General features: G+C 30.4%; 21 protein-coding genes. 8 read left to right on the top strand and 13 right to left on the bottom strand.

Going from position 1 to position 22,226, the window contains the following annotated elements; genetic code table 11:
* Positions 1-2: 2 nt before the first annotated feature.
* Both ACOQN8_RS06490 and ACOQN8_RS06495 read right to left on the bottom strand, forming a co-directional pair.
* Complete coding sequence (locus tag ACOQN8_RS06490) at positions 3-698, bottom strand: alpha/beta fold hydrolase (protein ID WP_420552074.1); 696 nt, start codon at positions 696-698, stop codon at positions 3-5.
* A complete protein-coding gene (locus tag ACOQN8_RS06495) occupies positions 698-1,324 on the bottom strand; it encodes a DUF6973 domain-containing protein (RefSeq protein WP_420552075.1) in 627 nt (208 codons plus the stop codon). The genes ACOQN8_RS06490 and ACOQN8_RS06495 overlap by 1 nt, the downstream gene beginning before the upstream one ends.
* Before the next feature lie 81 nt (positions 1,325-1,405).
* Here ACOQN8_RS06495 and ACOQN8_RS06500 point away from each other — a divergent pair, with 81 nt between their 5' ends.
* From ACOQN8_RS06500 to ACOQN8_RS06510, 3 genes are all read left to right on the top strand, one after another.
* Positions 1,406-2,251, top strand: a complete 846-nt coding sequence (locus tag ACOQN8_RS06500) for a helix-turn-helix domain-containing protein (RefSeq protein ID WP_420552076.1) — start codon at positions 1,406-1,408, stop codon at positions 2,249-2,251.
* Positions 2,252-2,617: 366 nt separating this feature from the next.
* Complete coding sequence (locus ACOQN8_RS06505; RefSeq protein WP_420552077.1) at positions 2,618-3,175, top strand: carboxymuconolactone decarboxylase family protein; 558 nt, start codon at positions 2,618-2,620, stop codon at positions 3,173-3,175.
* A 118-nt stretch (positions 3,176-3,293) separates the two neighbouring features.
* Complete coding sequence (locus ACOQN8_RS06510) at positions 3,294-3,656, top strand: cupredoxin domain-containing protein (RefSeq protein ID WP_150897970.1); 363 nt, start codon at positions 3,294-3,296, stop codon at positions 3,654-3,656.
* A 52-nt stretch (positions 3,657-3,708) separates the two neighbouring features.
* Here ACOQN8_RS06510 and ACOQN8_RS06515 read toward each other — a convergent pair whose 3' ends face one another.
* The 7 genes from ACOQN8_RS06515 to ACOQN8_RS06545 form a co-directional block, all read right to left on the bottom strand.
* Positions 3,709-4,731, bottom strand: coding sequence for a tetratricopeptide repeat protein (locus tag ACOQN8_RS06515; RefSeq protein WP_420552078.1), 1,023 nt, complete (start codon positions 4,729-4,731; stop codon positions 3,709-3,711).
* Positions 4,732-4,867: 136 nt separating this feature from the next.
* Entirely contained in the window at positions 4,868-6,160 is a 1,293-nt protein-coding gene (locus ACOQN8_RS06520) for an aminopeptidase P family protein (RefSeq protein ID WP_420552079.1), read from the bottom strand.
* A gap of 74 nt (positions 6,161-6,234) precedes the next feature.
* Positions 6,235-6,819 carry a Crp/Fnr family transcriptional regulator gene (locus tag ACOQN8_RS06525; RefSeq protein ID WP_420552080.1) on the bottom strand — a complete coding sequence of 195 codons (585 nt, stop codon included), beginning with the start codon at positions 6,817-6,819 and terminating at the stop codon, positions 6,235-6,237.
* A gap of 72 nt (positions 6,820-6,891) precedes the next feature.
* Positions 6,892-8,700, bottom strand: coding sequence for a GNAT family N-acyltransferase (locus ACOQN8_RS06530; protein ID WP_150897966.1), 1,809 nt, complete (start codon positions 8,698-8,700; stop codon positions 6,892-6,894).
* Positions 8,701-8,761: 61 nt separating this feature from the next.
* Positions 8,762-10,006, bottom strand: coding sequence for an aspartate kinase (locus ACOQN8_RS06535; RefSeq protein WP_420552081.1), 1,245 nt, complete (start codon positions 10,004-10,006; stop codon positions 8,762-8,764).
* Positions 9,993-10,478, bottom strand: coding sequence for a GNAT family N-acetyltransferase (locus tag ACOQN8_RS06540; protein WP_420552082.1), 486 nt, complete (start codon positions 10,476-10,478; stop codon positions 9,993-9,995). The genes ACOQN8_RS06535 and ACOQN8_RS06540 overlap by 14 nt, the downstream gene beginning before the upstream one ends.
* A 153-nt stretch (positions 10,479-10,631) precedes the next feature.
* The gene (locus ACOQN8_RS06545; RefSeq protein ID WP_420552083.1) at positions 10,632-12,227 is read right to left on the bottom strand and encodes a hypothetical protein; all 1,596 of its coding nucleotides are present in this window, start codon (positions 12,225-12,227) and stop codon (positions 10,632-10,634) included.
* Positions 12,228-12,406: 179 nt separating this feature from the next.
* Here ACOQN8_RS06545 and fbp point away from each other — a divergent pair, with 179 nt between their 5' ends.
* The 3 genes from fbp (at position 12,407) to ACOQN8_RS06560 (ending at position 15,430) form a co-directional block, all read left to right on the top strand.
* A complete protein-coding gene (gene fbp / locus ACOQN8_RS06550) occupies positions 12,407-13,429 on the top strand; it encodes a class 1 fructose-bisphosphatase (RefSeq protein ID WP_150897962.1) in 1,023 nt (340 codons plus the stop codon).
* A 5-nt stretch (positions 13,430-13,434) separates the two neighbouring features.
* Positions 13,435-14,700, top strand: coding sequence for an alkaline phosphatase family protein (locus tag ACOQN8_RS06555; protein ID WP_420552084.1), 1,266 nt, complete (start codon positions 13,435-13,437; stop codon positions 14,698-14,700).
* Positions 14,701-14,821: 121 nt separating this feature from the next.
* Positions 14,822-15,430 (top strand): superoxide dismutase, encoded by a 609-nt coding sequence (locus tag ACOQN8_RS06560; protein ID WP_150897961.1) that lies wholly within the window; start codon positions 14,822-14,824, stop codon positions 15,428-15,430.
* Positions 15,431-15,489: 59 nt separating this feature from the next.
* Here ACOQN8_RS06560 and ACOQN8_RS06565 read toward each other — a convergent pair whose 3' ends face one another.
* The 4 genes from ACOQN8_RS06565 to ACOQN8_RS06580 form a co-directional block, all read right to left on the bottom strand.
* Positions 15,490-15,972, bottom strand: a complete 483-nt coding sequence (locus tag ACOQN8_RS06565) for an acyl-CoA thioesterase (RefSeq protein WP_235274574.1) — start codon at positions 15,970-15,972, stop codon at positions 15,490-15,492.
* 51 nt (positions 15,973-16,023) lie between these two features.
* A complete protein-coding gene (locus tag ACOQN8_RS06570) occupies positions 16,024-16,617 on the bottom strand; it encodes a TetR/AcrR family transcriptional regulator (RefSeq protein ID WP_420552085.1) in 594 nt (197 codons plus the stop codon).
* 95 nt (positions 16,618-16,712) lie between these two features.
* A complete protein-coding gene (locus ACOQN8_RS06575) occupies positions 16,713-17,861 on the bottom strand; it encodes a cystathionine gamma-synthase (RefSeq protein WP_420552086.1) in 1,149 nt (382 codons plus the stop codon).
* 13 nt (positions 17,862-17,874) lie between these two features.
* Complete coding sequence (locus ACOQN8_RS06580; protein ID WP_420552087.1) at positions 17,875-18,330, bottom strand: DinB family protein; 456 nt, start codon at positions 18,328-18,330, stop codon at positions 17,875-17,877.
* Positions 18,331-18,372: 42 nt separating this feature from the next.
* Between ACOQN8_RS06580 and ACOQN8_RS06585 the strand changes: the two genes are divergently transcribed.
* Positions 18,373-18,720: an arsenate reductase family protein gene (locus ACOQN8_RS06585; RefSeq protein ID WP_235274578.1), complete on the top strand. Its 348-nt coding sequence runs from the start codon at positions 18,373-18,375 to the stop codon at positions 18,718-18,720.
* Positions 18,721-18,916: 196 nt separating this feature from the next.
* Positions 18,917-22,225, top strand: a complete 3,309-nt coding sequence (locus ACOQN8_RS06590) for an RHS repeat domain-containing protein (RefSeq protein WP_420552088.1) — start codon at positions 18,917-18,919, stop codon at positions 22,223-22,225.
* Position 22,226 lies beyond the last annotated feature (1 nt).

Below are 22,226 nucleotides of genomic sequence, written 5' to 3' on the forward strand. Positions count from 1 at the left end.
GTTTAATCTTTCAAGACAACATTCAAAATACTAGATAACTCTTTTGGTTTTTCTAAAGGAATCATATGACCACAATTTTTAATACTAATAAATTTTCCTTTTAAAGTATTATTAGTAGTTTTTTTGATTGCCTCTGAAGGAACCAAGGTGTCATTTTCAGCAGAAATAAATAATATTGGAATATTTAATTGAGTAACTTGTTGAGATATGTCTACTCTAGAAGAAGTAGTTTTTAACTGTTGGATTAAAACTTCTTTTCCTAAATCACTATCCATTTTTTTTATAATTCCAGTAATTTTTGGATTACTATGATTATCTGGATGTAAAAATTGTTGAATTCTAGCTTGAGATATTCCTTTGTAGCTGTGTTTTTCTAAAAAATCAATAGTACTTTTTCTTAATAAAATTTCCTTGTCATTTAAGCCATTGGTATTTGCAGCAACAATAATTAATTTTTTAAGCCTATTAGGAAAATGAATAGCGAAATTTAAAGCAGAAAATCCACCTAATGAGAAGCCAACAATAGTTACAGGTGTATCAGCTTCAATTTTTGATAGAATTATACTGTTTATGTCTTCAAAAGAGTGAGCATTACTAATATCAATATGGATAGGATTAATGTTTTCTAAGTTAGGAAATACAAATTGCCATAAATCAACAGTACACATAGTACCAGAAATAAAATATACTTTTTGCATTATCTGTCAGTGTTAGAGTTTACCAAACATTTATTGTTTTCCCATTTCCCATTTAATGATTCCTGACTAATGAGTTTATTTTTGCAGGTTAAAAAACGACCGTTTTTATCTTTTTTAATAATTTTTAATTTTCCAGCATGTATGGCGTTAATAATTCTGTAGATTAATCCGTTTTTAGGAGTTTTACTTCCTTTGTAAGTAAGTGATAATCCGAATTCATTATTAAACAAATCCATGGTGGTTGATATTTTATCAGGAACAACTCCGTCTTCTAGTTTTCGTTTCTTATAAGTTTTGTAATTTTCTCTTTCATGAGCTTTTCCTAGAGAACGTGCTGCATTAAGACCTATCTTTTGTCGTAAACTAGCCATCCAAAAAGCATGACGAAAGGCGTCTACTTGTCCGCCAGAGGGATCTCCATCTAATAAAGGAGACTTTTTAATAGAGTCAGCAATTCTATTTGCTTCACGTGAAACATCCAAAGCTTTTTTAGCTTTAAATGGATGAAACACTACCCACATCTTTTTCTGATGAGATAATTTTTTAAACTTTTTCCAATTAGATTGTGAGAAAATAATGCTGTGAGAAATTAGAAAACAAATAAATAAAAATCTCTTTATAGACATGTAATTAATTTTAGCCCAAATATAGCTTTGTTTTGTTAGCTAATCGTTTTTTTTCGACCAAGAATAAAACTATGCAAAACTATGGCTATACAAGAAGTAACCTCACACTCGTACAAAGATATCTTTAGTTTACAAACAATTCAGTTTGAGAGAACTTGTGTTATAAACAAACCTCAACGAATAGATGAATATAAAATCTTTTGGATAAAAGAGGGTAGTGGGAAATATAGTATAGACTTTGAAACCTATTCTTTTGAAGGTAATGTATTGTGTTTTTTGTCGCCAGGGCAAATATTTTCAGTCGAATCAGAAAATATAAATAAAGCACATATGTTAAGTTTTGTTAGAGACTTTTATTGTATTCAAACACACGATTCAGAAATAGCCTGTAATGGAATTTTATTTAATAATATCTATGAAACACCATTTGTAAAACCGTGTGAAAAAGACATAGAAAAGCTAAACTTCATTATTGAAAACTTAAAAGATGAATTAAAGAATACAGATACGGCTCAATACGATATGTTACAGGCATATTTGAAACAGTTTATAATTCATTCGGTAAGAATTAAAAAAGAGCACCATATTATAAAAGAAGACTCCGAAACAAAGCTTTTTAAAGACTTTAGTTTGTTGGTAGAGCAAAACTTTAAAAAACTACATAGCGTAACCGATTATGCAAATCGTTTAGGTATTTCTCCAAAATCATTGGCAAAGCATTTTCAAAAGATAGGAGCAAAAACACCAAGTGATTTTATTAAAGATAGAGTGATAACTGAAGCAAAACGACAGCTTTTATATTCAACAGAAGCTATAAAAAACATTGCTTTTGATTTAGGATTTAATGATCCTGCATACTTTTCTCGCTTTTTTACAAAAGCAACAGGGCAGTCGCCAAAACAATTTCAAAAAGAACAAAAGGCATAAAAAAACTCGCAACACACAAGGGCTACGAGTAAGGGGTATTATTAAAGGGGGTATAACATAAGGGGATATGTTATGTAATAATGAGACAAATATAACATTCTTTTTCAATCAGCCAATTAACATAGGTTAATATTTTAAAAAAAGTCCTAATCATAGGAACCTTTGTCCATTTTTAGAAGAGCATTCTCGTCGCATCTTTGTACTAGAATTTTAACCGATGGTTTTCACGGTTAATTAAAAACAAAAAAGATGAAGACAAAAGAATATCAGTGCCCTAATTGTTGGGGATACCAAGAATACGAAAATCAATTTTCTGAAGGAGAATTGTGTGACAAACAAAAATAAGAACCTAAAAAAAATAAAGAAATGAGTACAAGAATTGAAACATTAAACCCAGAAACAACAACAGGAAAATCAAAAGAATTATTTGATGCAGTACAAAACAAATTAGGCTTTATTCCTAATTTAATAAAAGTGTTTGGTAATTCACCAGCAACATTGCAAAGCTATTTAAGCTTAGGAGAGTTAACTGCAAGTGGAAATTTTTCTAATAAGTTTAGAGAGCAATTAGCTTTAGCAATCGCAGAAGAAAACGAGTGTAACTATTGTTTATCAGCACATACTGCTATTGGTAAAATGAATGGTTTAACTGAAGAAGAAACTGCTCAAAATAGACAAGGAATAGCAGCTGACGCAAAAGTACAAGAAGGATTAAACTTTGCACAAAGTGTAACTAAAAACAGAGGTAAAGTAAGTTCAGAAGAGATAGCAGCAGTAAAAGCAGCAGGTTATAACGACGGAGATGTATTAGAAATAGTATTAAACGTAGTATCAAATACATTAACAAACTATGTTAACCACATTGCTGAAACTGAAATCGATTTTCCAAAAGTAGAATCAGGAAAATTTAACGTAAACGCATAATAAAATTTGAGTTAGTTCTTGTAGTAATATGTGAGGCATAACTATAATAACGGAGTTATAGGCTACAAGGCTGCTCAACCCTTAAAATAAATCATCAATAATTATAAAAACAAATCAAATGAAACGTATTATCGCAATTTTAGTATTAACATTAGGAATCGCTTTTCAAGCAAATGCACAAGATGTTAAAACAGTAGCTTTAGAGCAAACTAAAGGAGAGTTTACTCAAAAAGCATTAACCTTAAAAGAAGGAACTTATATTTTTGAAATTTCTAATAAAGGAGTAGGACATGATGTAGGTTTTGTATTGGCTCCAAAAGGAAAAGTAGAAGCAAAAGATCATATCAAAAATGCATATGTAACTTCTTTAGTAAAGAATAATGGAAAGTCTACTTCTAAGAAAGTAACTTTAAAAAAGGGAGAGTATGTATACTTTTGCCCATTAAACCCAACACCACAATACAGCTTAAAAGTAGAGTAAGCTTTTTTATATAGAAAAGAAAACCCCGCAAATATTGCGGGGTTTTCTGGTTTTAGTTAGATTTTAACCAACTGTCAAACTTAATTAGCTTTTCTTCATTTTGAGTTAACCATTTATTTGAAGCATCATTTTCATTTTGAGTAATGTATTTACAAAATGTTTCTAAGTGTTCACTTTTTGATAAATTATAAAAAAAAGTAGTATAAAAACTCCACCAAATTTCTTTATTCTTTTCTTCTTTTAATTCACCGAGAATAGTAAAAAAAGAATTAGTGTTTTTTAAAAACATTTCATCTGATGTTTTCTCTTTGTTTTCTTCCAATGATTTAGATGCTTCTAGCATAGAAACCATTAATTCTGCAGCGCCAAATTGACTATCATTATTTTCTGAAAGAGTTATATTTATAGTGTTTGGTTTATTCGAATCTTTTGATACATTTTTTCCACCAAAATTATGCTGCAATAATTGAAGAGCTTCATTAGATCTTGTTGTGTTTGGTTCTAAAAAAAGAAAATAATAAGTTGCTAACAGTGTTTGAACAGAATTTTCTTTAAGGTTATGGATTTTTGCTAACATTAAATGACTACTTGAATGATTAGGGTTTTGTTTAATTGCATTAATAACGTTTTGTTCAGCGTTGTTTAAATCATTAATTTTAAAATAATTTAAAGCTAAATTATAATCAAGAAGATAATGCCCTTTAGTGTTTTTTATAGCTTTTTTAAAAAGCTTTATAGATTCTTTTGTTTTTCCAAGTAAATCTAATGCAGAACCTTTAGTCATATAAGCCTGAAGCATATATTTATCATTTTGATTAAGAACAATATCAGAATGTTTTATGGCTTTTTTATAATCTTTTTTAGAGAAATAACTTAATGCAATTTCATAGTTAGCTAGAGGTGATTTAGGTTCTAGTTTTAAAGCTTTTTCATATGTTTCAATAGCTTTTTTATAATCACCTTTATCATGGTGTTGAATACCTTCTTTAATTAAGTTATTAATGTTAGATTGAGCAATTACTTGATTGATTGTAAAAAATGAAATTAAAATCATTCCTAAAAGTTTCTTTTTCATACTTTCTTTGTGTCTTTAATAATGTAAAATAGAAATCATTATAATTTATATAATGTAATTCTTGCAATTTTTTGAAAGTTAAAAGTAATAAAAAAACCTTAGTGGTAAACTAAGGTTTTATAAGAATAATAAAAGATTATTTATTCATAATATCTTCAATCTCATCAGCTTCTATTGGAATATTACGCATTAAGTTGAATGGTTCTCCAGTCTCTTGGATAACTACATCATCTTCTAAACGAACACCAAAACCTTCATCTGGAATATAAATACCAGGTTCAACAGTAAATACCATGTTAGCTTGCATTGGCTCATGTAATAAACCATAATCATGAGTATCTAACCCCATATGGTGAGAAGTTCCGTGCATAAAGTATCTTTTATATGCAGGCCAGTTTGGATCTTCGTTTTGTACATCAGCTTTATCTAATAAACCTAAACCTAACAATTCAGAAGTCATTAGTTTACCAACTTCTACATGATAATCAGCCCAAATGGTTCCAGGAACTAATAATTTTGTAGCATCGTTTTTTACACGATTTACAGCATTATATACAGCTTTTTGTCTATCAGTAAAACGACCAGAAACAGGTACAGTTCTTGTCATATCAGAAGAATAGTTCGCGTATTCTGCTCCAACATCCATTAAAACTAAATCACCAGCTTTACATTGTTGATTGTTTTCAATGTAGTGTAATACGTTTGCATTGTTTCCTGAAGCAATAATTGGTGTATAAGCGAATTTTTTAGAACGATTTCTAATGAATTCGTGGATAAATTCAGCTTCAATTTCATATTCCCAAACACCAGGTTTTATAAAGTCTAAAACACGTCTAAAACCTTTTTCGGTAATATCACAAGCAGTTTGTAATAAGTCTAACTCAACTTGGTCTTTTACAGAACGTAAACGCTGTAAAATAGGATTACTTTTAGCTACTGAATGTGCAGGGTATTTGGCTAATAACCATTTGTTAAAACGAGCTTCACGAGTTTCTGTTTCTACAGAAGCACGATAGTGCTCATTTGTGTTAATATAAACTGTGTCTGCTAAAGCCATCATTTCAGCTAATACTTTTTCTAAGTCTTGTAACCAAAAAACAGATTTAATACCACTTGTAGCTAAAGCTTTTTCTTTAGTTAATTTTTCACCTTCCCAAACAGCAATGTGCTCATTGGTTTCACGTAAAAATAAAACTTCACGTAAGTTTTCTTTTGGGCAATCTGGGAATATTACTAAAATACTTTCTTCTTGGTCTACACCACTTAAAAAGAAAATATCTCTATGTTGTTCAAAAGGTAAAGTACTATCAGCACTTACTGGATATATATCATTCGAATTAAAAACAGCTAAACTATTAGGCTTCATTTGTGCCATAAAGTTTTTACGATTTTTAATAAATAAATCTCTATTTATTGGATGGTATTTCATAATAAATTCAAATTAAATTATAAACTTGTTCCAAAAATAAGCAAACAAAATGTGCAAATATTAGCCATTTGGCGTTATTTTACATTTTTACGTATTCTACTCATATGCCTTGTTGAAATTCCTAAAAAAGAGGCTAAATAATGCAGAGGAACTTTTTGTAATAATATGGGCTCGTTTAATAATAATTTCTGGTAACGTTCTTCTGGAGTTAGCGTAAGTAAATCAATACGATAATCGTCAATTAAAAAAATTTGATTTTCAATTAAATTGAAATAAAACTGATGAAAGCCTTTGTTATTTTTTAAAAGAAGTTTAAAATCAGTAATAGAAATTATCCACAAATTACAATCGCTTAAAGCTTTTATATTTTTGCGAGAAGGGGTTTGTTGTAAAAAGCTTTTTAAAGAGGCGGTACAAGTGTTTTTTAAACCTAAATAAGTTGTTTTTTCTTCGTTAGAAACTTGAATAGCATGTTGTAAAACGCCACTTTCTATAAAGCAAAAGTGTTTGCAAATTTTACCTTCTTCAACAAAGTATTCGTTTTTAGTAAGGGTTTTAAGAGAAAAGTGTTTTACAATTTCAGGTACAAATGAATTCAAATTTTCATTGTTTATGATAGTTTGTATGTACTGTGTAAGATTTTCTTTTAAAACACTCATAGGTAGCTAATTTTGGTTTAAAAGTATAAAAAAAGGATGCTTAAACAAGCATCCTTTTATAAGGTAATAGTATTATTTATTTAAACTCTCAGAAGCACGCCTTTCTAATTCGGCTTGAAACTCTTCCATAACAGGTTTAACAGTACTGTCTGGAATATCGGCTACTTTAATATACATTAATCCATCTACAGCATTGTTAAATTTCGGATCTACGTTAAAGGCAACTAATCGTGCATTTTGTTTTACATATTTCTTAATTAATACAGGAATACGTAAAGCTCCAGGTTCAATTTCGTCAATAATTTTATCAAACTTTTGCATGTCAGCTTTAGTAGCATCAAAAACAAAATCTTTATCGGCGTCTTTCAAACTTACTTTGAATTCTTTTTTAGGATGTATGTATTGAGCTACATATGGATCGTAGTAATGAGACTTCATGAATTCAATCATTAACGATTTTGAAAATTCTGAAAACTGATTACTAATACTTACTCCACCCATTAAGTATTTGTACTTAGGGTAACGTAAAGTAACATGAACAATACCTTTCCATAAAAGGAATAAAGGCATTGGTTTTTGCTGATACTTTTTTGATATAAAAGCTCTACCTAATTCAATGGTACTCTGCATCATTGAATATAATTCAGGTTCTATTCTAAATAAAGTATGGATATAAAATCCGTTAATTTCATATTTCTTAAAAATATCTTTTCCAAGACCCATTCTATAGGCACCTACCAATTCATTTTGTACATTATCCCACAAGAATAAATGGTGGTAATACCTATCAAACTTATCTAAGTCAATAGCTTTGTTCGTACCTTCTCCAACATCTCTAAAGGTAATTTCACGTAATCGTCCTATTTCATGTAAAATATTCGGAATCTCTTTTGCGTTAGAAAAAAAGACTTCATAGTTTTTACTTTGCAATAGTCTGCTTCCTTTGTCTCTTAACTCATCAACTTCTTTAATGAAAAGAGCAGAAGATTTTTGTGAAGTAACTTTCTTTGCCTTTTTAGGTATTTTAAGGTTTTGTGTTGATAAAATCTTTTGAGGTGTTTTCTCAAAAGGATTCGCCAACATATATGTTTTTTTACGTAAGAATTGGTAAAAATCTGGAATCTCAGTGTAGGTATCTTGATCTTTTACTGAAATAGGCTTTCCAATTCTAACTTTAATTACTCGGCTTTTTTGTGAAAGTAATTCTGAAGGTAATTTAGCAGTACGTAAGGTGTCGCTAATTTTAGATAAGAAATAAAATAACTGACTATTCTTAGCGTGGAAATAAATAGGAATTACTGGTACTTTAGCTTTTTTAATTAAACGTACAGCTCCTTCTTCCCATTCTTTATCAACCATTAATTTACCATCTCGGTAAGTAGAAACTTCTCCTGCTGGAAAAATACCTAAAGGTTTTCCTTCACGTAAGTGTAATAATGCATTTTTAATACCAGCAACACTCGATTTAGCATCCTTATGATTTTCAAAAGGATTTACCGGCATTACATAAGGCTTTAAAGGCTCTATTCTATGTAGTAAAAAATTGGCTATAATTTTATAGTCGGCTCTGTGTTCAACCAACAATTTAAGCAATAAAATCCCATCTATACCTCCTAACGGATGGTTAGAAATGGTAATAAAAGGTCCTTCTTTAGGAATACGTTTTAAATCTTCTTCAGGAATTTCAAATTCAATTTGAAACTCATTCAAAAGTCCATTTAAAAAAGGTAAGTCCTTCTTATGCTTATGTTTATTATAAATTTTATTGGCCGTAGAAATACGCAAAATTTTCATTAATAGCCAACCAGAAAACGTTCCAAACGCTCCCAGTTTATCGACTCCTATTGCCTTTGCAACTTCTTTTGGTGTTACTAATCCCATACACAGATATCAATTCGACGTAATTGCAAATATAACGGAAATTTGCGAGCTTTAATAGCTTTTATTCGATGACCAATTGAGCTGTTTCTGTATTAATTTGACGTATAATAGCTTTACCTCTTTCTTGTATGGTTTTTATTGCTGCATCATTGAAATGACGAATCGTATAAAGCGTTACATTTTTGTATGATTTAATATTGAAATTTGTTTGTAAATCATTGTAAAAGGCATCGAAACGATTGTACTTATCTTCTATACAAACAGAAAAGCTAATGGCTGAATTTTGAATTAAATTTACCTTCAATTTATACTCATGTAATTTTTTAAATACATCGCTAATGTTGTGTTCAACCATAAAAGAAAAGTCTTTAGCAGAAATTGAAGCTAAAATTTGATTTTTCTTTACGATAAAACAAGGTACTTCTGGTGTTATTTTTTTTCCTCTTCCCACGCAAGTTCCGTCTTTAGTAATATCCTTAAAAGAACGAACAAATAATGGTATGTTTTTTTGTTCTAAAGGCTGAATTGTTTTTGGGTGTATTACAGAAGCTCCATAGAAAGCCATTTCTATAGCTTCGGTATATGATATTTCATGTAATAACTCCGTTTCTGTAAATACTCTAGGATCTGCGTTTAAAACTCCGTCAACATCTTTCCAAATAGATACATTTTCAGCGTTTAAACAATAAGCAAAAATACCAGCAGTGTAATCAGATCCCTCTCTTCCTAAGGTTGTAGTTTCTTTTCCGTTACTACCTAAAAAACCTTGAGTTATATTTAGTTGAGAAGTATTTACATTTTCACTGATTTTCTTTTCAGTTAGTTTCCAATCAATTTTCGCATCTCTAAAATTAGAATTAGTTTGTATATAATCTCTTACGTCCAACCATTGGTTGTTTACTCCAATTTTAGTTAAATAAGCACTTACAATACTTGTAGATATAAGTTCACCAAACCCTACTATTTGATCATATACATAATTATAATCAGTTGAGGTATTTTGAGCCATAAAACCACTTAACTCACCAAATAAAAGATTTACTTTATTAGTAATCTCATGATTTTCTTCAAATAAATCATCTATAATTTCTTGGTGGTAGTTTACTACAAAATCTATTGAGTTTTGTAAGCTATCTTTTTTATAAAAATAGTTGTTTATAATTTCTTCAAAAGCATTGGTCATTTTACCCATTGCAGAGATAACAACTAAAAGATTTTCAGTTCCTTCGTGTTGTAAAACACGAGCTACATTTTTTACGCTTTCTGCATCTTTAACAGATGCTCCTCCAAACTTAAATATTCTCATTGTAAAATTCTCTTAAGTTATCTTCACTCATATGGCATACTCTCCATTCATCATAAACGGTAGCACCCGTACTTTTATAAAAGTTAACAGCACCAAGATTCCAGTCTAACACTTCCCAAGCAACTCTTTTAAAGTTATTTTCATGAGCGTATTTCATAATTGAAGTATACAAAGCTTTACCAGCCCCGATTCCTCTTTTAGATTCAGTTACCATTAAATCTTCTAAATGAATTGCTTTACCTTTCCAAGTTGAGTAGCGTTCATAAAATAATGCCATTCCTATAATTTTCCCATCTGCTTCTTCAGCAACAAAAGTTTTAAACTTAGGATTGTCTGAAAAACCATCACGTAATAAATCGTAAACGGTAACTTTTACTGCATCTGGCTCTTTTTCAAAAACGGCTAATTCGATAATTAAATTTAATATAGCTTGAGCATCCTTACTTTCTCCGGACCTAATTATAAAACTCATTGTAAAATTTTTGTGTAAAGATACTTCTTAAAAAACTACTCAAAAACAAATAGAAAATTAAAACACATCATTTTAAATTGTTGAATTTTTCATAAACGATATAAAAGTAAAAAACGCAACCGGTAAGGTTGCGTTTCTTTATTTGAGAGTGTTTTATTTTATACTTTTTGAAGTATCACAATCTGTAAGATCATTACAGAATTTTAATAAGCTTTCCTCTGTGTTTTTGTAGGCTTTTGCTTTTGCCTTTTTAGCTACCTCTGGACAGTCTTTGGCAAGTTTCATTAGGTTTTTCTTAAACCCAAATACAAATCCCATACTTAAAGTAGATTTTCCTTTATCACTTCCAGGAGTAACAAATACAAGCTCTTTATTATTGAATTTATATAAGTTGATTTTATCAGATTCAAATAATACTTTACATAATTTGTCTGAAGCTCCTTCTAAAGCTTTACTAACGCTTAATGCCCCATTTTTAGCAGAAGATTCTTTAAATTTGATGTTTTTATAATGTAAACCATCAACAAATAAAAGTTCTTTGCAAACTTTTGCTTTTTTTATTCTTGTTCCTATTGGCGAACCATTATTGTCGTATTGTACCGTTCTTACATCGTAAGCAATCTTATCTATATTTTTAGTGTCTATATCAACTAAAACAGTATCGTTTTTCTTAGTAATTAAATAGGCTTTATTAAATTCTAAGTTTTGTTTAGGTTGTGGTGAAGCAACTTCTTCTGCTTCTTTTTCTATATTACTAAGATCCTCAGTAATAACTTTCATGTGTCGTGACTTCATCTGATTCGTTTCTAAATCTTTAATTAATGCATCAGCATATCTTAAAAATCTTTTTCCATCAGATTTATCATAACCATTCTCAATTAACTTTTGAGCATTTTCTTTCACCTTTTCAGGCATATCTAAGTAGTAGTAAATATTAGCAAGATTATAATAACTAGCATATTTTACTTTTCTCATTTTACGTTTTTTACCTGGGTATCGAGGAATAACGTCGTTAAAATATTGTATAACAGGTTCTAATTCTTTGTGAATTTCATCCATAGGCTCATCATACTTCATTTTAGCAAAAATTGTTTTCACTTTATTATATGCTTCATGATGTTTTTTATGTTCTGGATGACGATCAGAACCTAGAATCCATAAAAACTCACGATTAGTAGTAAATGGAATATAACCATATCTTGAGTTTAAATAAGATTTGATACTAGATTTAATACCAGTTTTATGCTTAGATCTATGATTACTTTTTATATCATATTTATTAATTGCATAATGCCTTTCTGCTTTATAATAGCTGTTATAAGCATTACTGGTGTAGTATGATTTTTCCTGAAAGTTTTGCTCATAACTCTTACCGTTAAAAGAATTAATAACATTAATAGTTGCTCTTGAAGTATACTTAGCTTTTGCTTTGTAAGTATAAGATACCGATATTACTTTACCGTCTTTGTTTTTCTTTTCGTGTTTAATTTTTTCAATGCTTATATCACTTACTGTTGTGCCTTCAAAATTATACTTAATATCTAAAGTACCTGGTGCGTTTACTCTTGAATATCCTTGGATAGAAATTCCATTAAGATTGATAGAAAATGTTCTTTTGTCATGATCTATAATAGGATCAGAAGGAAGTTTTACATAAGAAACACTAAACCTTTCTCGATCAAGATTGGTACTTTGTGCTGCTAGGATAGTTGGTAATAAAAAAATAAATGATAGTAGTATTCGTTTCATAGTTTTAAGATTTCTTTAACAGTTAGCGAATATAAAAAAATATTTGTTTCTTTATATTAAGAGTATTAGCTGCTATCAATTGATAGCTAATATTCTAAAAAAATATAAACGAAATCGTTGTAGTAACCCCAAAAAGGTAGCATCTTTGTGCGGACATACGCAACACACAAAAATTTGAGATGAATAACAAACACATGACCCTTGGCGAGTATATTATTGATAACCAAAATCATTTTAAATACTCTTCTGGAGAGCTTTCTCGTTTAATAAACTCGATAAGATTAGCAGCAAAAGTAGTAAATCACGAAATTAGAAAAGCTGGTTTGGTTGATATTACTGGAGCTTCAGGAGATATAAATGTACAAGGGGAAACTCAGCAAAAGTTAGATGTTTTAGCAAACGATTTATTTAAACAAACTCTTATTAATAGAGAAATAGTTTGTGGAATTGGGAGCGAAGAAGAAGACGATTATATTGTTGTTGAAGGAAAGAATAAAGGAAACGATAACAAGTATGTATTGTTAATGGACCCTTTAGATGGATCGTCGAATATTGATGTAAATGTATCTGTAGGTACTATTTTCTCTATATATAGAAGAGTGTCTCCAGAAGGAACACCGGTAACTAAAGAAGATTTTTTACAAAAAGGGTCAGAGCAAGTAGCAGCTGGTTATGTTGCTTATGGAACTTCTACAATTTTAGTGTTTACAACAGGTAATGGAGTAAGTGGATTTACCTTAAATCCAGCTATCGGAACTTTTTATTTATCACACCCTAACATTAAAATACCTGAGCAAGGATCTATATATTCTATAAACGAAGGAAACTATGTACATTTTCCACAAGGAGTAAAAGAATATTTAAAATACTGCCAAGAGGAAAAGGAAAACAGACCTTATACTTCTAGATATATTGGTTCATTGGTTTCTGATTTCCATAGAAATATGTTAAAAGGAGGTATTTATATGTATCCAACAAGTACTATTGGACCTAAAGGAAAATTACGTTTGTTATATGAATGTAATCCAATGGCATTTTTAGCAGAACAAGCAGGAGGTAAAGCAACTGATGGTTACAGAAGAATTTTAGATTTAGAGCCAACTGAATTACACCAAAGAGTTCCTTTTTTCTGTGGAAGTACAAACATGGTAGAAAAAGCGGAAGAATTTATGGCTAAGTATCCAGAAGATGCGAATTACTAAGAGAGATGAAGAACGTTAAGTTATTTTTGTTTTTTTGTGTTGTTACTGCAATAGTATTTTCATCATGCAGTACACTTAAAAAAGCAACCGTTTTTCAAAATTCAAAAGAGGCTACTGAGAAACCATATGTTATTTTAATTTCTTTGGATGGATTTCGTTGGGATTATGTAAAACGTTTTTCTCCACCAAATCTTTCAAACTTTGTTAAAAATGGAGTCCAGGCAAACTCTTTAGTGCCATCTTTTCCATCTAAAACATTTCCAAATCATTATACTATAGCTACAGGAATGTATCCTGAAAATCATGGGCTTTTAGGAAATAGTTTTTACAGTCATGAAAACGATGCTTTTTACAGCATTAGAGACAGAGAAAAAGTTGAAAACGGAAAATTTTACGGAGGAACGCCTATTTGGGTTTTAGCAAATAATAGCAATATAGTAACAGCTAGCTATTTTTTTGTTGGAAGCGAAGCAGATATTCAAGGAGTAAAGCCAACCTATTATTTTCCTTACAAAGGAAGTACTCCGAATATTGATAGGGTAAACCAAGTAATTGATTGGTTAAAAATGCCTTCAGAAAAAAGACCACATTTAATTACTATGTATTTTTCAGATATGGATGATACTGGTCATGAGTTTGGACCTAATAATGATGAAGCAATTAAAGAAGGTTTATATCCGTTAGATAATGTATTGGGAGAATTGTTTAATAAAACAAAGGAGTTAAATCTTCCAATCAATATTGTTATTGTATCTGACCATGGAATGTTAGAAGTAAAAACCGATAAGTTTATTTCTATAGATGAAATAAAAAATGATGAGTTATTCTCAGTAGTGAATAATGGAACTATTGTAAATATACATCCTAAGAATCCGAAAAAATTAGAAGAAATATATACATATTTAACTTCCAAAAAAGGACCTTTTAAAGTGTATAAAACTGCTGATGCACCACATTTTGAATATGTGCCTAAAAATAAAAACTGGGGGCCATTTCAGGTAGTTCCTAATGAAGGATATTATTTTACCTATCGAAAGAAGAGTAAAATGTCTAAAGAAGTATATGTTACAGGACAACATGGGTTTAATCCAGAAATAAAAGAAATGCACGGTATATTTTATGCAAACGGGCCAGCATTTAAAAAAGGATATACCACAGAATCAGTAAAAAACATTCATGTTTATCCTTTATTGTGTAAAATACTTGGTTTAACACCACCAAAAAATGTTGATGGAGATATAGAGAAGTTGAAAAGTGTTTTAAAAGAATAGAATTGATATAACTTATAGTTAAATAAATTTTCAATAAGGCAAACGGTTGTTTGCCTTATTTTTTTGAGTTAAATTTACAATCGGAAAAACGAAATTTTAAACTATTAAAAAACAAATAATTATGGCTTTTGAATTACCAGAATTAGGATATGCTTACGATGCATTAGAACCACATATAGATGCAAGAACGATGGAAATTCACCATGGTAAGCACCATAACGGATATACAACTAAGTTAAACGCTGCTATTGAAGGAACTGATTTAGAAGGAAAGTCTATTGAAGATATTTTAACAAACTTAGATATGAGCAACGGAGCTGTTCGTAATAATGGAGGTGGATTTTATAACCACTCTTTATTCTGGACAGTAATGAACCCAGAAGATAGAGGATATTTATCAGGAGAATTAAAAGACGCTATCGAAGCTGAGTTTGGTTCTAAAGAAGCTTTTATCGATGCTTTTTCTAAGGCTGCTGCAACGCAATTTGGTTCTGGATGGGCTTGGTTATGTGTTCACAAAGGAGGAAAAGTAGAAGTATGTTCTACTCCAAACCAAGACAACCCATTAATGCCAGGTGTAACTTGTGGTGGAACTCCAATCTTAGGATTAGATGTTTGGGAGCACGCTTATTACTTAAACTACCAAAACCGTCGTCCTGATTATATTGATGCTTTCTTTAAAGTAATCAACTGGAACGAAGTAGAAAGAAGATATGCTGAAGCTAAATAATAACAAAGTTATTAGCTAACATATAAAATAAAACCCGCTATTAGCGGGTTTTTTTATGCTTATACTTTTTGAAAACGTAAGCTTTTAATTCTTTCTTCAAAAGAGGTTTCTTCTACTGGTAAAACTACACTTTCAAATAAATTTAATAAATCTTCAGAGTGTTTTTCAGAAGCTAACTGTATTAGGTTAAAATAAGCAAAAGAGCTCCATAAAACGGCTTTTAGTTCAGTTTTAGCCTCGTTCCACATACGAATTTCAACTAACAATTTTCTATCTCCGTAATTGATCAATTGAGAATCTATAGTGACAGTTTCCATTAAAGTAGCAGGTTTCAAATAAGAAATTTGATGAGAAGCTACTACCCAGCTTTTTCCTTTGTTTTTTCCATGTGCATAGATGTCTAAATTGTAATTTTCAATTAGCTGATCTTCTCTAGCATTGATAAGATAATTAAAATACGAAGCATTGTTTAAATGATTAAAAGGATCGCAGTCTTGAAACCTTATTTTTGTTTTGCTTTCTAAAATTTTTGGTAATTCCATAGTAAATAAGTTTAAATATACCAATTGGTATATTTTTAATTAAAAAAATAGTTATAGTTGTAAATCTTGTTGTATAATTTGTTTCATGGTTAGTGATAAATCTGTAAGAAAACTAGGGTCTTTCATTATATATGACATGTATACAGCGCCTTCAATCATATAAAAAAAACGTTTTGCATAAGTAGCATTATCTATAGTAGGTTTAATTTCATCAGCTTGCTTTCCAGCTTCAATTAATAAAGAAAATTGTTCTAAAATTCGAGTATTATAAGAGCGAACTAAATTAGAAATAGCTGTATTTTGATTGTTAGAATCTACACCAATGTTTAAAATAGGGCAACCACCAAATTGTTTACTATAGTTATAATAGTTTTCGTAAAAAGAAGCAATGTTATATAACTTTTCTATAGGAGAAGCGTCTTTATTAATATGTGCATTTAAATCTTTTAAAACATTTCTTACAGAAAAACGAAAAGCTTCAATGGCTAGCTCTTCTTTGTTTTCAAAATGACCATAAATAGCACCTTTTGTTAAACCAGTAGCCTGAGTTATTTTTGATAAACTCATTGCCGAATACCCATTCTTGTTGAATATTGGAGCAACCGTTTCAATAATAAAAGCTTTTGTTTTCTCTGATTTAGACACAATAGTACTAGATTAAAGTGTAAATATATAAAAAATATACCAATCGGTATTTTTTATGGTAAAAAACAACTCCTTACTATGAGGAGTTGTCAATTTTATATCTCTAAAGCTTGTGATAAATCAGCTAATAAATCGTCAATATCTTCTATTCCAATACTTAAACGAATTAATGAATTCGTAATTCCTAATTTTAAACGTTCCGCTTCTGGTATCGATGCATGTGTCATTGTTATAGGATGACTTACCAAACTTTCTACACCACCTAAAGATTCAGCAAGTGTAAAAATTTTAGTGTTTTCTAAAAAAGAAAGCGCTGCTTCTTTACTTTCATCTTTTAAACGGAAAGAAACCATTCCACCAAAATCATCCATTTGCTTTTTAGCAATTTCATGATTCGGATGGCTTTCTAACCCTGGGTAATAAACATCGCTAACCTTTGGATGTGCATTCAAAAATTCAGCAACAGCTTTTCCGTTTTCACAATGACGCTGCATACGCAAGTGTAAAGTTTTAACACCTCTTAAGGCTAAAAACGAATCCATTGGTCCAGCAATAGCACCGGCTGCAAACTGTATAAAATATAATTCTTTGGCAAGTTTAGCATCTTTTACCATTAAAGCACCCATAACTAGATCTGAATGACCACCTAAGTATTTTGTTGCTGAATGCATTACAATATCTACTCCTAAATCTAAAGGACGTTGTAAATAAGGTGTTGCAAAAGTATTATCAACACCAATTAAAATATTGGTGCTTTTTGCTTTTACAGCTTTGGTAATTGCGGCAATATCTGCAATTTTCATTAACGGATTGGTTGGTGTCTCAATCCATATTAATTTGGTGTTATTAGAAATAGTATTGGTTACATTAGCTATTTCATCCATGTTTACAAACTGAAAATTTAACCCGTAGTTTTTAAATAGTCTCATAAACATACGGTAAGTACCACCATAAATATCGTCACCAGCAATAACTTCATCACCAGGTTTTAAAGTTCTTAAAACACAGTCAATAGCAGCTAATCCTGATGCAAATGCAAAACCATGTGTTCCGTTTTCCAAAGCTGCAAACGAATTTTCTAATGCAGTTCTCGTTGGATTTGCACCTCTAGAATATTCATAACCTTTATGTACTCCTGGACTAGCTTGTGCATAAGTTGAGGTTTGAAAAATGGGAGTCATTACAGCGCCTGTAGACTCCTCATGCTTTTGGCCTCCATGTATGGCTTTAGTGTTAAATTTCATATGTTGCTTAGTTTTATACCAACTTAGTTAAAGCCATGATATTACCTAAATGAATACCTTCATGTAAATTATTAAAAGCAATAGCACTTTCAATAGAATCTAAAACAAACCCAGTACTAGTTTCGTAAGTAGTATAGCTTGTAAAAATTCCAGCATCAAAATCTTCTTTTAAAGTATCTGGTAAACCGATTAATAGATCTTTTACTTCATCAAATTCTTCTTCAGTAAATGTTTCCGTAGGAAAAGTACCCTTTCTGTATTTTTCAATTAATTCATCTGAAGCTAAACAGTTTAATCCAGATAACTTATAATGTAATAATTGTTGAGTTACTACTAAATGAGCTACATTCCAAGCAATATTGTTTTTAAATCCTTCTGGAATTTTATGTAATTGCTCACTTGATAAACCTTCTATTTTTTTTAAAACTAATTCTCTTGATTTTTTTAAAACTTCAAATTGTTTGTTCATTTTTCTACTTATTTTAGCTAGCTCAAAGATAATTATTTACCCATGAAGAAAGTTTATTTTTTACAAACTTGTGATACTTGCCGTAGAATTTTAAAAGAAGTAAATATTGACGGTTTTGAAAAACAAGAAATAAAAACCAATGCCATAACTGTTGAGCAATTAGAAGAAATGCGAAAATTGACGGATAGTTATGAGAGTTTATTCAATAAAAGAGCAAAGTTATACAAGGAAAGAGATTTAAAAAATCAGAACTTAACGGAAACTGATTATCGTCAATTTATTTTAGAAGAATACACATTTTTAAAGCGTCCAGTTTTTATAGTGGACAATGAAATTTTTATTGGAAACAGTAAAAAAGTAGTAGAGGCTTTAAAGGAAAGAGTGAACTAAGACTTTTTTTAAAGAATAAATATTAAAAACCTCTCAAAATAAAGGGAGGTTTTTTTGCGTTATAGGTGTACTACTTTATTGTTTTTAAAACTTTTAAGAATATTTTAAACCTAAAGGTTTTTGTATGGTAAGAATAAAGGTTATACATTTGTAGTGCTATAAAAAAATAAATTGCTAATATTCAATAACAGACTTTATGAAAAAAACGATGTTAAGCATTTTTACAATGCTTTATTCTGTTGTCTTGTTTTCACAGGACTTACCGGAAGTATTACCTCCATCTCCGGAGGCAGCTTCATTAATTAAGTATTCACAAACAGATATTTCTCCATATACGGGTTTACCAAATATCTCCATTCCATTTCATACAATATCCTATAAGGGCGTTAATATTCCTATAGGATTGAGTTATAGTGGAGGAGGAAATAAGGTATCAGACATTGCCTCTTGGGTAGGGTTAGGATGGAATTTACAAGCAGGAGGATTGGTTACCAGAACAATTAATTGGTTACCAGACGATAAAAAGACTTTTGGGTATATGAATACAACTTATACGCTTCAAGATTTTTCACAAAGGCCAGATGGAGCTTTTACTCAAGGAGCTCTTCTTGAGACCCAAGATTATCAATTGTTGGATGCTACACAAGAGATAAGAGATTATGAAGCAGATGAGTTTAATTATACAATACCAGGATATTCAGGGACCTTTTATTATGATCAAAATGTAAATGATTTTGTGGAGTTTCCTCGTTCAAATGTAAAGATAAGTGCCATCAAGACAAGTTTAGGTAAAATAACGGGATTTACTATAACAACCCCAAATGGAGTGGTCTATAATTTTGGAGGAACAGATAATTATTTAGAAAAAATAAAAGGAGTTAAAAGCTATACACAAACATTAACAGGAAGTTTTACATCTAATAATGTAGGTAGTTATGGAGATACATCAGACCCATATTATCAAAGTTGGATGTTAAAAAGTATTAGTTTTCCTACTTCTAATAATCAAATTACTTTTAATTACGTATTAGAAGATGATGTTAAGGCAATGGTTATAAGTGGGGAAGATGTAATTCTACCAGCAGGAATAGATCCTTATAAACATAGTATTAATTATGTAGAGAAGAAGTTTACACAACCAAAGATATCAGAGATTCAATTTCCATCAGGGAAAGTAGTTTTTAGTAAAAGTAGTACAGAACGTTTGGATTTAAAGAACTCTTATGCTTTGGATAAAATTACACTTTATGATACAAATAATAATTTTGTAAAGAGCTTTCAATTAAATACTGTCCAGTCAGCAGCAGTATTAATGGCAAACTATCAAGCACCTTTTTTTGATGTTCATGATACAGAAGGAAAGAGTCGCTTACGCTTAAATTCCATTTCAGAAATATCAGAAAGCCAAAATACAAATGGGGTGTATAGTTTTGAATACAATGCGCAAAAGTTGCCAGGAAGGTATTCCAATGCTGTAGATTATTTTGGGTACTTTAATGGACAGATTAACGCAAATAAGATACCGCGTTCAAGAGGATATACTCCGAGTTATCCGTATGCTATTTATGGAGATGCAAATAGAGCAATTCATCCAAATTATACACAAGCAGAAATACTTACAAAGCTTACACTTCCTACAGGAGGTGTAGAAGAGTTTATATGGGAAAACCACAAGATTAGTTCTTTTAACGATGGTAGTTCACATCTTTATAAAGATTATACCTTAAAAGAAACTATAGGATTTCAAAATACAAGTTTATTTTTAGATACCGGTTATCCAGTAACAGCCTATTCAAAAACATTTACAGTAGCTTCCAATAGTGATGGTTGGGTAGATTTAAATATAGACATGTTTGGTTGTTCAGGACCAGATATAAATAATACAAATTGTTCTTATATTATTAGTTTAGAAGGAGTAGATGTTTCATTTACACAAACAATTTCACTTAGTGATTTTGCAATACAATTAACACCTGGAAAAACGTATAAAATTGTAGCTAAATCGAGAAGTAACCAAAGCTATTGTGATCCTATAACCGATCCTACTTGTACGAATCCATCACCTATTTTAAATGTTGTAGCAAACTATCAAATAGATCCTACACCAGGAGAATATTTATTTGGAGGACTTAGAATAGGGGCAATCAAAGTATATACAGACGCCTTAGCTACAGTTCCAGTAAGTTCAAGACAATTTGATTATACTTTTGATGCTTCAGCACCGAATCCAAATCTTACTAGTGGAATGGTTTATCAATTACCAATTAATAACTCAATTGTTAATGCAAACAATACAACAGCTAACGGAGTAGCAAAGACTGTTAAGATAAGTGCAAATGGAGCTATTAAACCTGTAAAACAAGGTGCATTAGTAGGTTATAGAAATGTAAAAGAATCATATACCAATCAAGGGTTATCAAACGGTTATAAAGAGTATAAGTATCAAGAATTAGATTTATGGACGGATTATGTTTTTGATGATGTTTACTTTTCAAGTCCTTTTTCTAGTGTTCATAAGAGAACATATATCCCAGATTGGCGTAATGGTAATTTGTTAGAGACTAAATACTTTGATGGAGAAGATGTTTTGTTAAAGCATGATTCGTTTACTTATGAAAGATTTGATACATTTCACAGAAGAGGAAGTGAATTTGCAGTTCAAGTATATCGAATGCCTTATGTAGGTGTTGGAGAGAATATATTTGATAATCGTTATATTACATATTATGGATATACAACAGAATATCATAGGTTGAAACAACAAAAAAGCATTAGTCATTTAGGAAATACACAAGTAACTAGTATTACAGATTATACGTACAATAACAATCCTTTATTGTATTCAGAAATGAGAGTTGCTAATAGTAAAGGAGAGGTTTTAAAGACAGAGATACAGTATGCAAAAGATGTAAATAATCAAAGATTAATAAACGAACATCGAATAGCAGAGCCTATTAAAAACAAAACTTTTAATGGAACGATTAAGTTAAACGAACAGGAAACTGTTTATAAAGATTATAACGGATTGTATTTGCCAGAAAAGGTGCAAGTATCAAAAGGTACAGGAGTATTAGAAGACCGAGTTGTATATCATTCATATGATGATAAAGGAAATCCGTTAGAGGTGAGTAAAAAGGATGGTACTCATATTGTTTATATCTGGGGGTATCAGAAAACACAGCCTATAGCTAAGATAGAGAATGCGAAATTATCAGATATTCCAAGTGCTACAATTACAAGCATACAAACAGCTTCTAATTTAGATACCAATGCAGCAACTGAGAATACTTTACGTACGGCATTAAATGGCTTAAGAGGAATATCGTCATTATCAAAAGCTCAGATTACCACATTTACTTACGATCCTTTGGTAGGAGTAACGAGTATCACAGATCCAAGAGGACAAACGATGTATTATGAGTACGATGAATTTAATCGTTTGTCCTTTGTAAAGGACAACGAAGGAAAGCTATTAAAAGAAACACAATACAAGTATAAAAACTAGT

Source organism: Tenacibaculum aiptasiae (assembly GCF_965221665.1).
Taxonomy (GTDB): domain Bacteria; phylum Bacteroidota; class Bacteroidia; order Flavobacteriales; family Flavobacteriaceae; genus Polaribacter; species Polaribacter aiptasiae.

Excerpts from the sequence above, each read along its gene's own strand:
- ACOQN8_RS06545 (WP_420552083.1), bottom strand. The coding sequence starts at position 12,227 with ATGAAACGAATACTACTATCATTTATTTTTTTATTACCAACTATCCTA.
- ACOQN8_RS06505 (WP_420552077.1), top strand. The coding sequence starts at position 2,618 with ATGAGTACAAGAATTGAAACATTAAACCCAGAAACAACAACAGGAAAA.
- ACOQN8_RS06555 (WP_420552084.1), top strand. The coding sequence starts at position 13,435 with ATGAAGAACGTTAAGTTATTTTTGTTTTTTTGTGTTGTTACTGCAATA.
- ACOQN8_RS06575 (WP_420552086.1), bottom strand. The coding sequence starts at position 17,861 with ATGAAATTTAACACTAAAGCCATACATGGAGGCCAAAAGCATGAGGAG.
- ACOQN8_RS06510 (WP_150897970.1), top strand. The coding sequence starts at position 3,294 with ATGAAACGTATTATCGCAATTTTAGTATTAACATTAGGAATCGCTTTT.
- ACOQN8_RS06515 (WP_420552078.1), bottom strand. The coding sequence starts at position 4,731 with ATGAAAAAGAAACTTTTAGGAATGATTTTAATTTCATTTTTTACAATC.
- ACOQN8_RS06560 (WP_150897961.1), top strand. The coding sequence starts at position 14,822 with ATGGCTTTTGAATTACCAGAATTAGGATATGCTTACGATGCATTAGAA.
- ACOQN8_RS06530 (WP_150897966.1), bottom strand. The coding sequence starts at position 8,700 with ATGGGATTAGTAACACCAAAAGAAGTTGCAAAGGCAATAGGAGTCGAT.
- ACOQN8_RS06580 (WP_420552087.1), bottom strand. The coding sequence starts at position 18,330 with ATGAACAAACAATTTGAAGTTTTAAAAAAATCAAGAGAATTAGTTTTA.
- ACOQN8_RS06590 (WP_420552088.1), top strand. The coding sequence starts at position 18,917 with ATGAAAAAAACGATGTTAAGCATTTTTACAATGCTTTATTCTGTTGTC.
- ACOQN8_RS06520 (WP_420552079.1), bottom strand. The coding sequence starts at position 6,160 with ATGAAATACCATCCAATAAATAGAGATTTATTTATTAAAAATCGTAAA.
- ACOQN8_RS06525 (WP_420552080.1), bottom strand. The coding sequence starts at position 6,819 with ATGAGTGTTTTAAAAGAAAATCTTACACAGTACATACAAACTATCATA.
- ACOQN8_RS06500 (WP_420552076.1), top strand. The coding sequence starts at position 1,406 with ATGGCTATACAAGAAGTAACCTCACACTCGTACAAAGATATCTTTAGT.
- ACOQN8_RS06490 (WP_420552074.1), bottom strand. The coding sequence starts at position 698 with ATGCAAAAAGTATATTTTATTTCTGGTACTATGTGTACTGTTGATTTA.
- ACOQN8_RS06585 (WP_235274578.1), top strand. The coding sequence starts at position 18,373 with ATGAAGAAAGTTTATTTTTTACAAACTTGTGATACTTGCCGTAGAATT.
- ACOQN8_RS06535 (WP_420552081.1), bottom strand. The coding sequence starts at position 10,006 with ATGAGAATATTTAAGTTTGGAGGAGCATCTGTTAAAGATGCAGAAAGC.
- ACOQN8_RS06540 (WP_420552082.1), bottom strand. The coding sequence starts at position 10,478 with ATGAGTTTTATAATTAGGTCCGGAGAAAGTAAGGATGCTCAAGCTATA.
- fbp (WP_150897962.1), top strand. The coding sequence starts at position 12,407 with ATGAATAACAAACACATGACCCTTGGCGAGTATATTATTGATAACCAA.
- ACOQN8_RS06565 (WP_235274574.1), bottom strand. The coding sequence starts at position 15,972 with ATGGAATTACCAAAAATTTTAGAAAGCAAAACAAAAATAAGGTTTCAA.
- ACOQN8_RS06495 (WP_420552075.1), bottom strand. The coding sequence starts at position 1,324 with ATGTCTATAAAGAGATTTTTATTTATTTGTTTTCTAATTTCTCACAGC.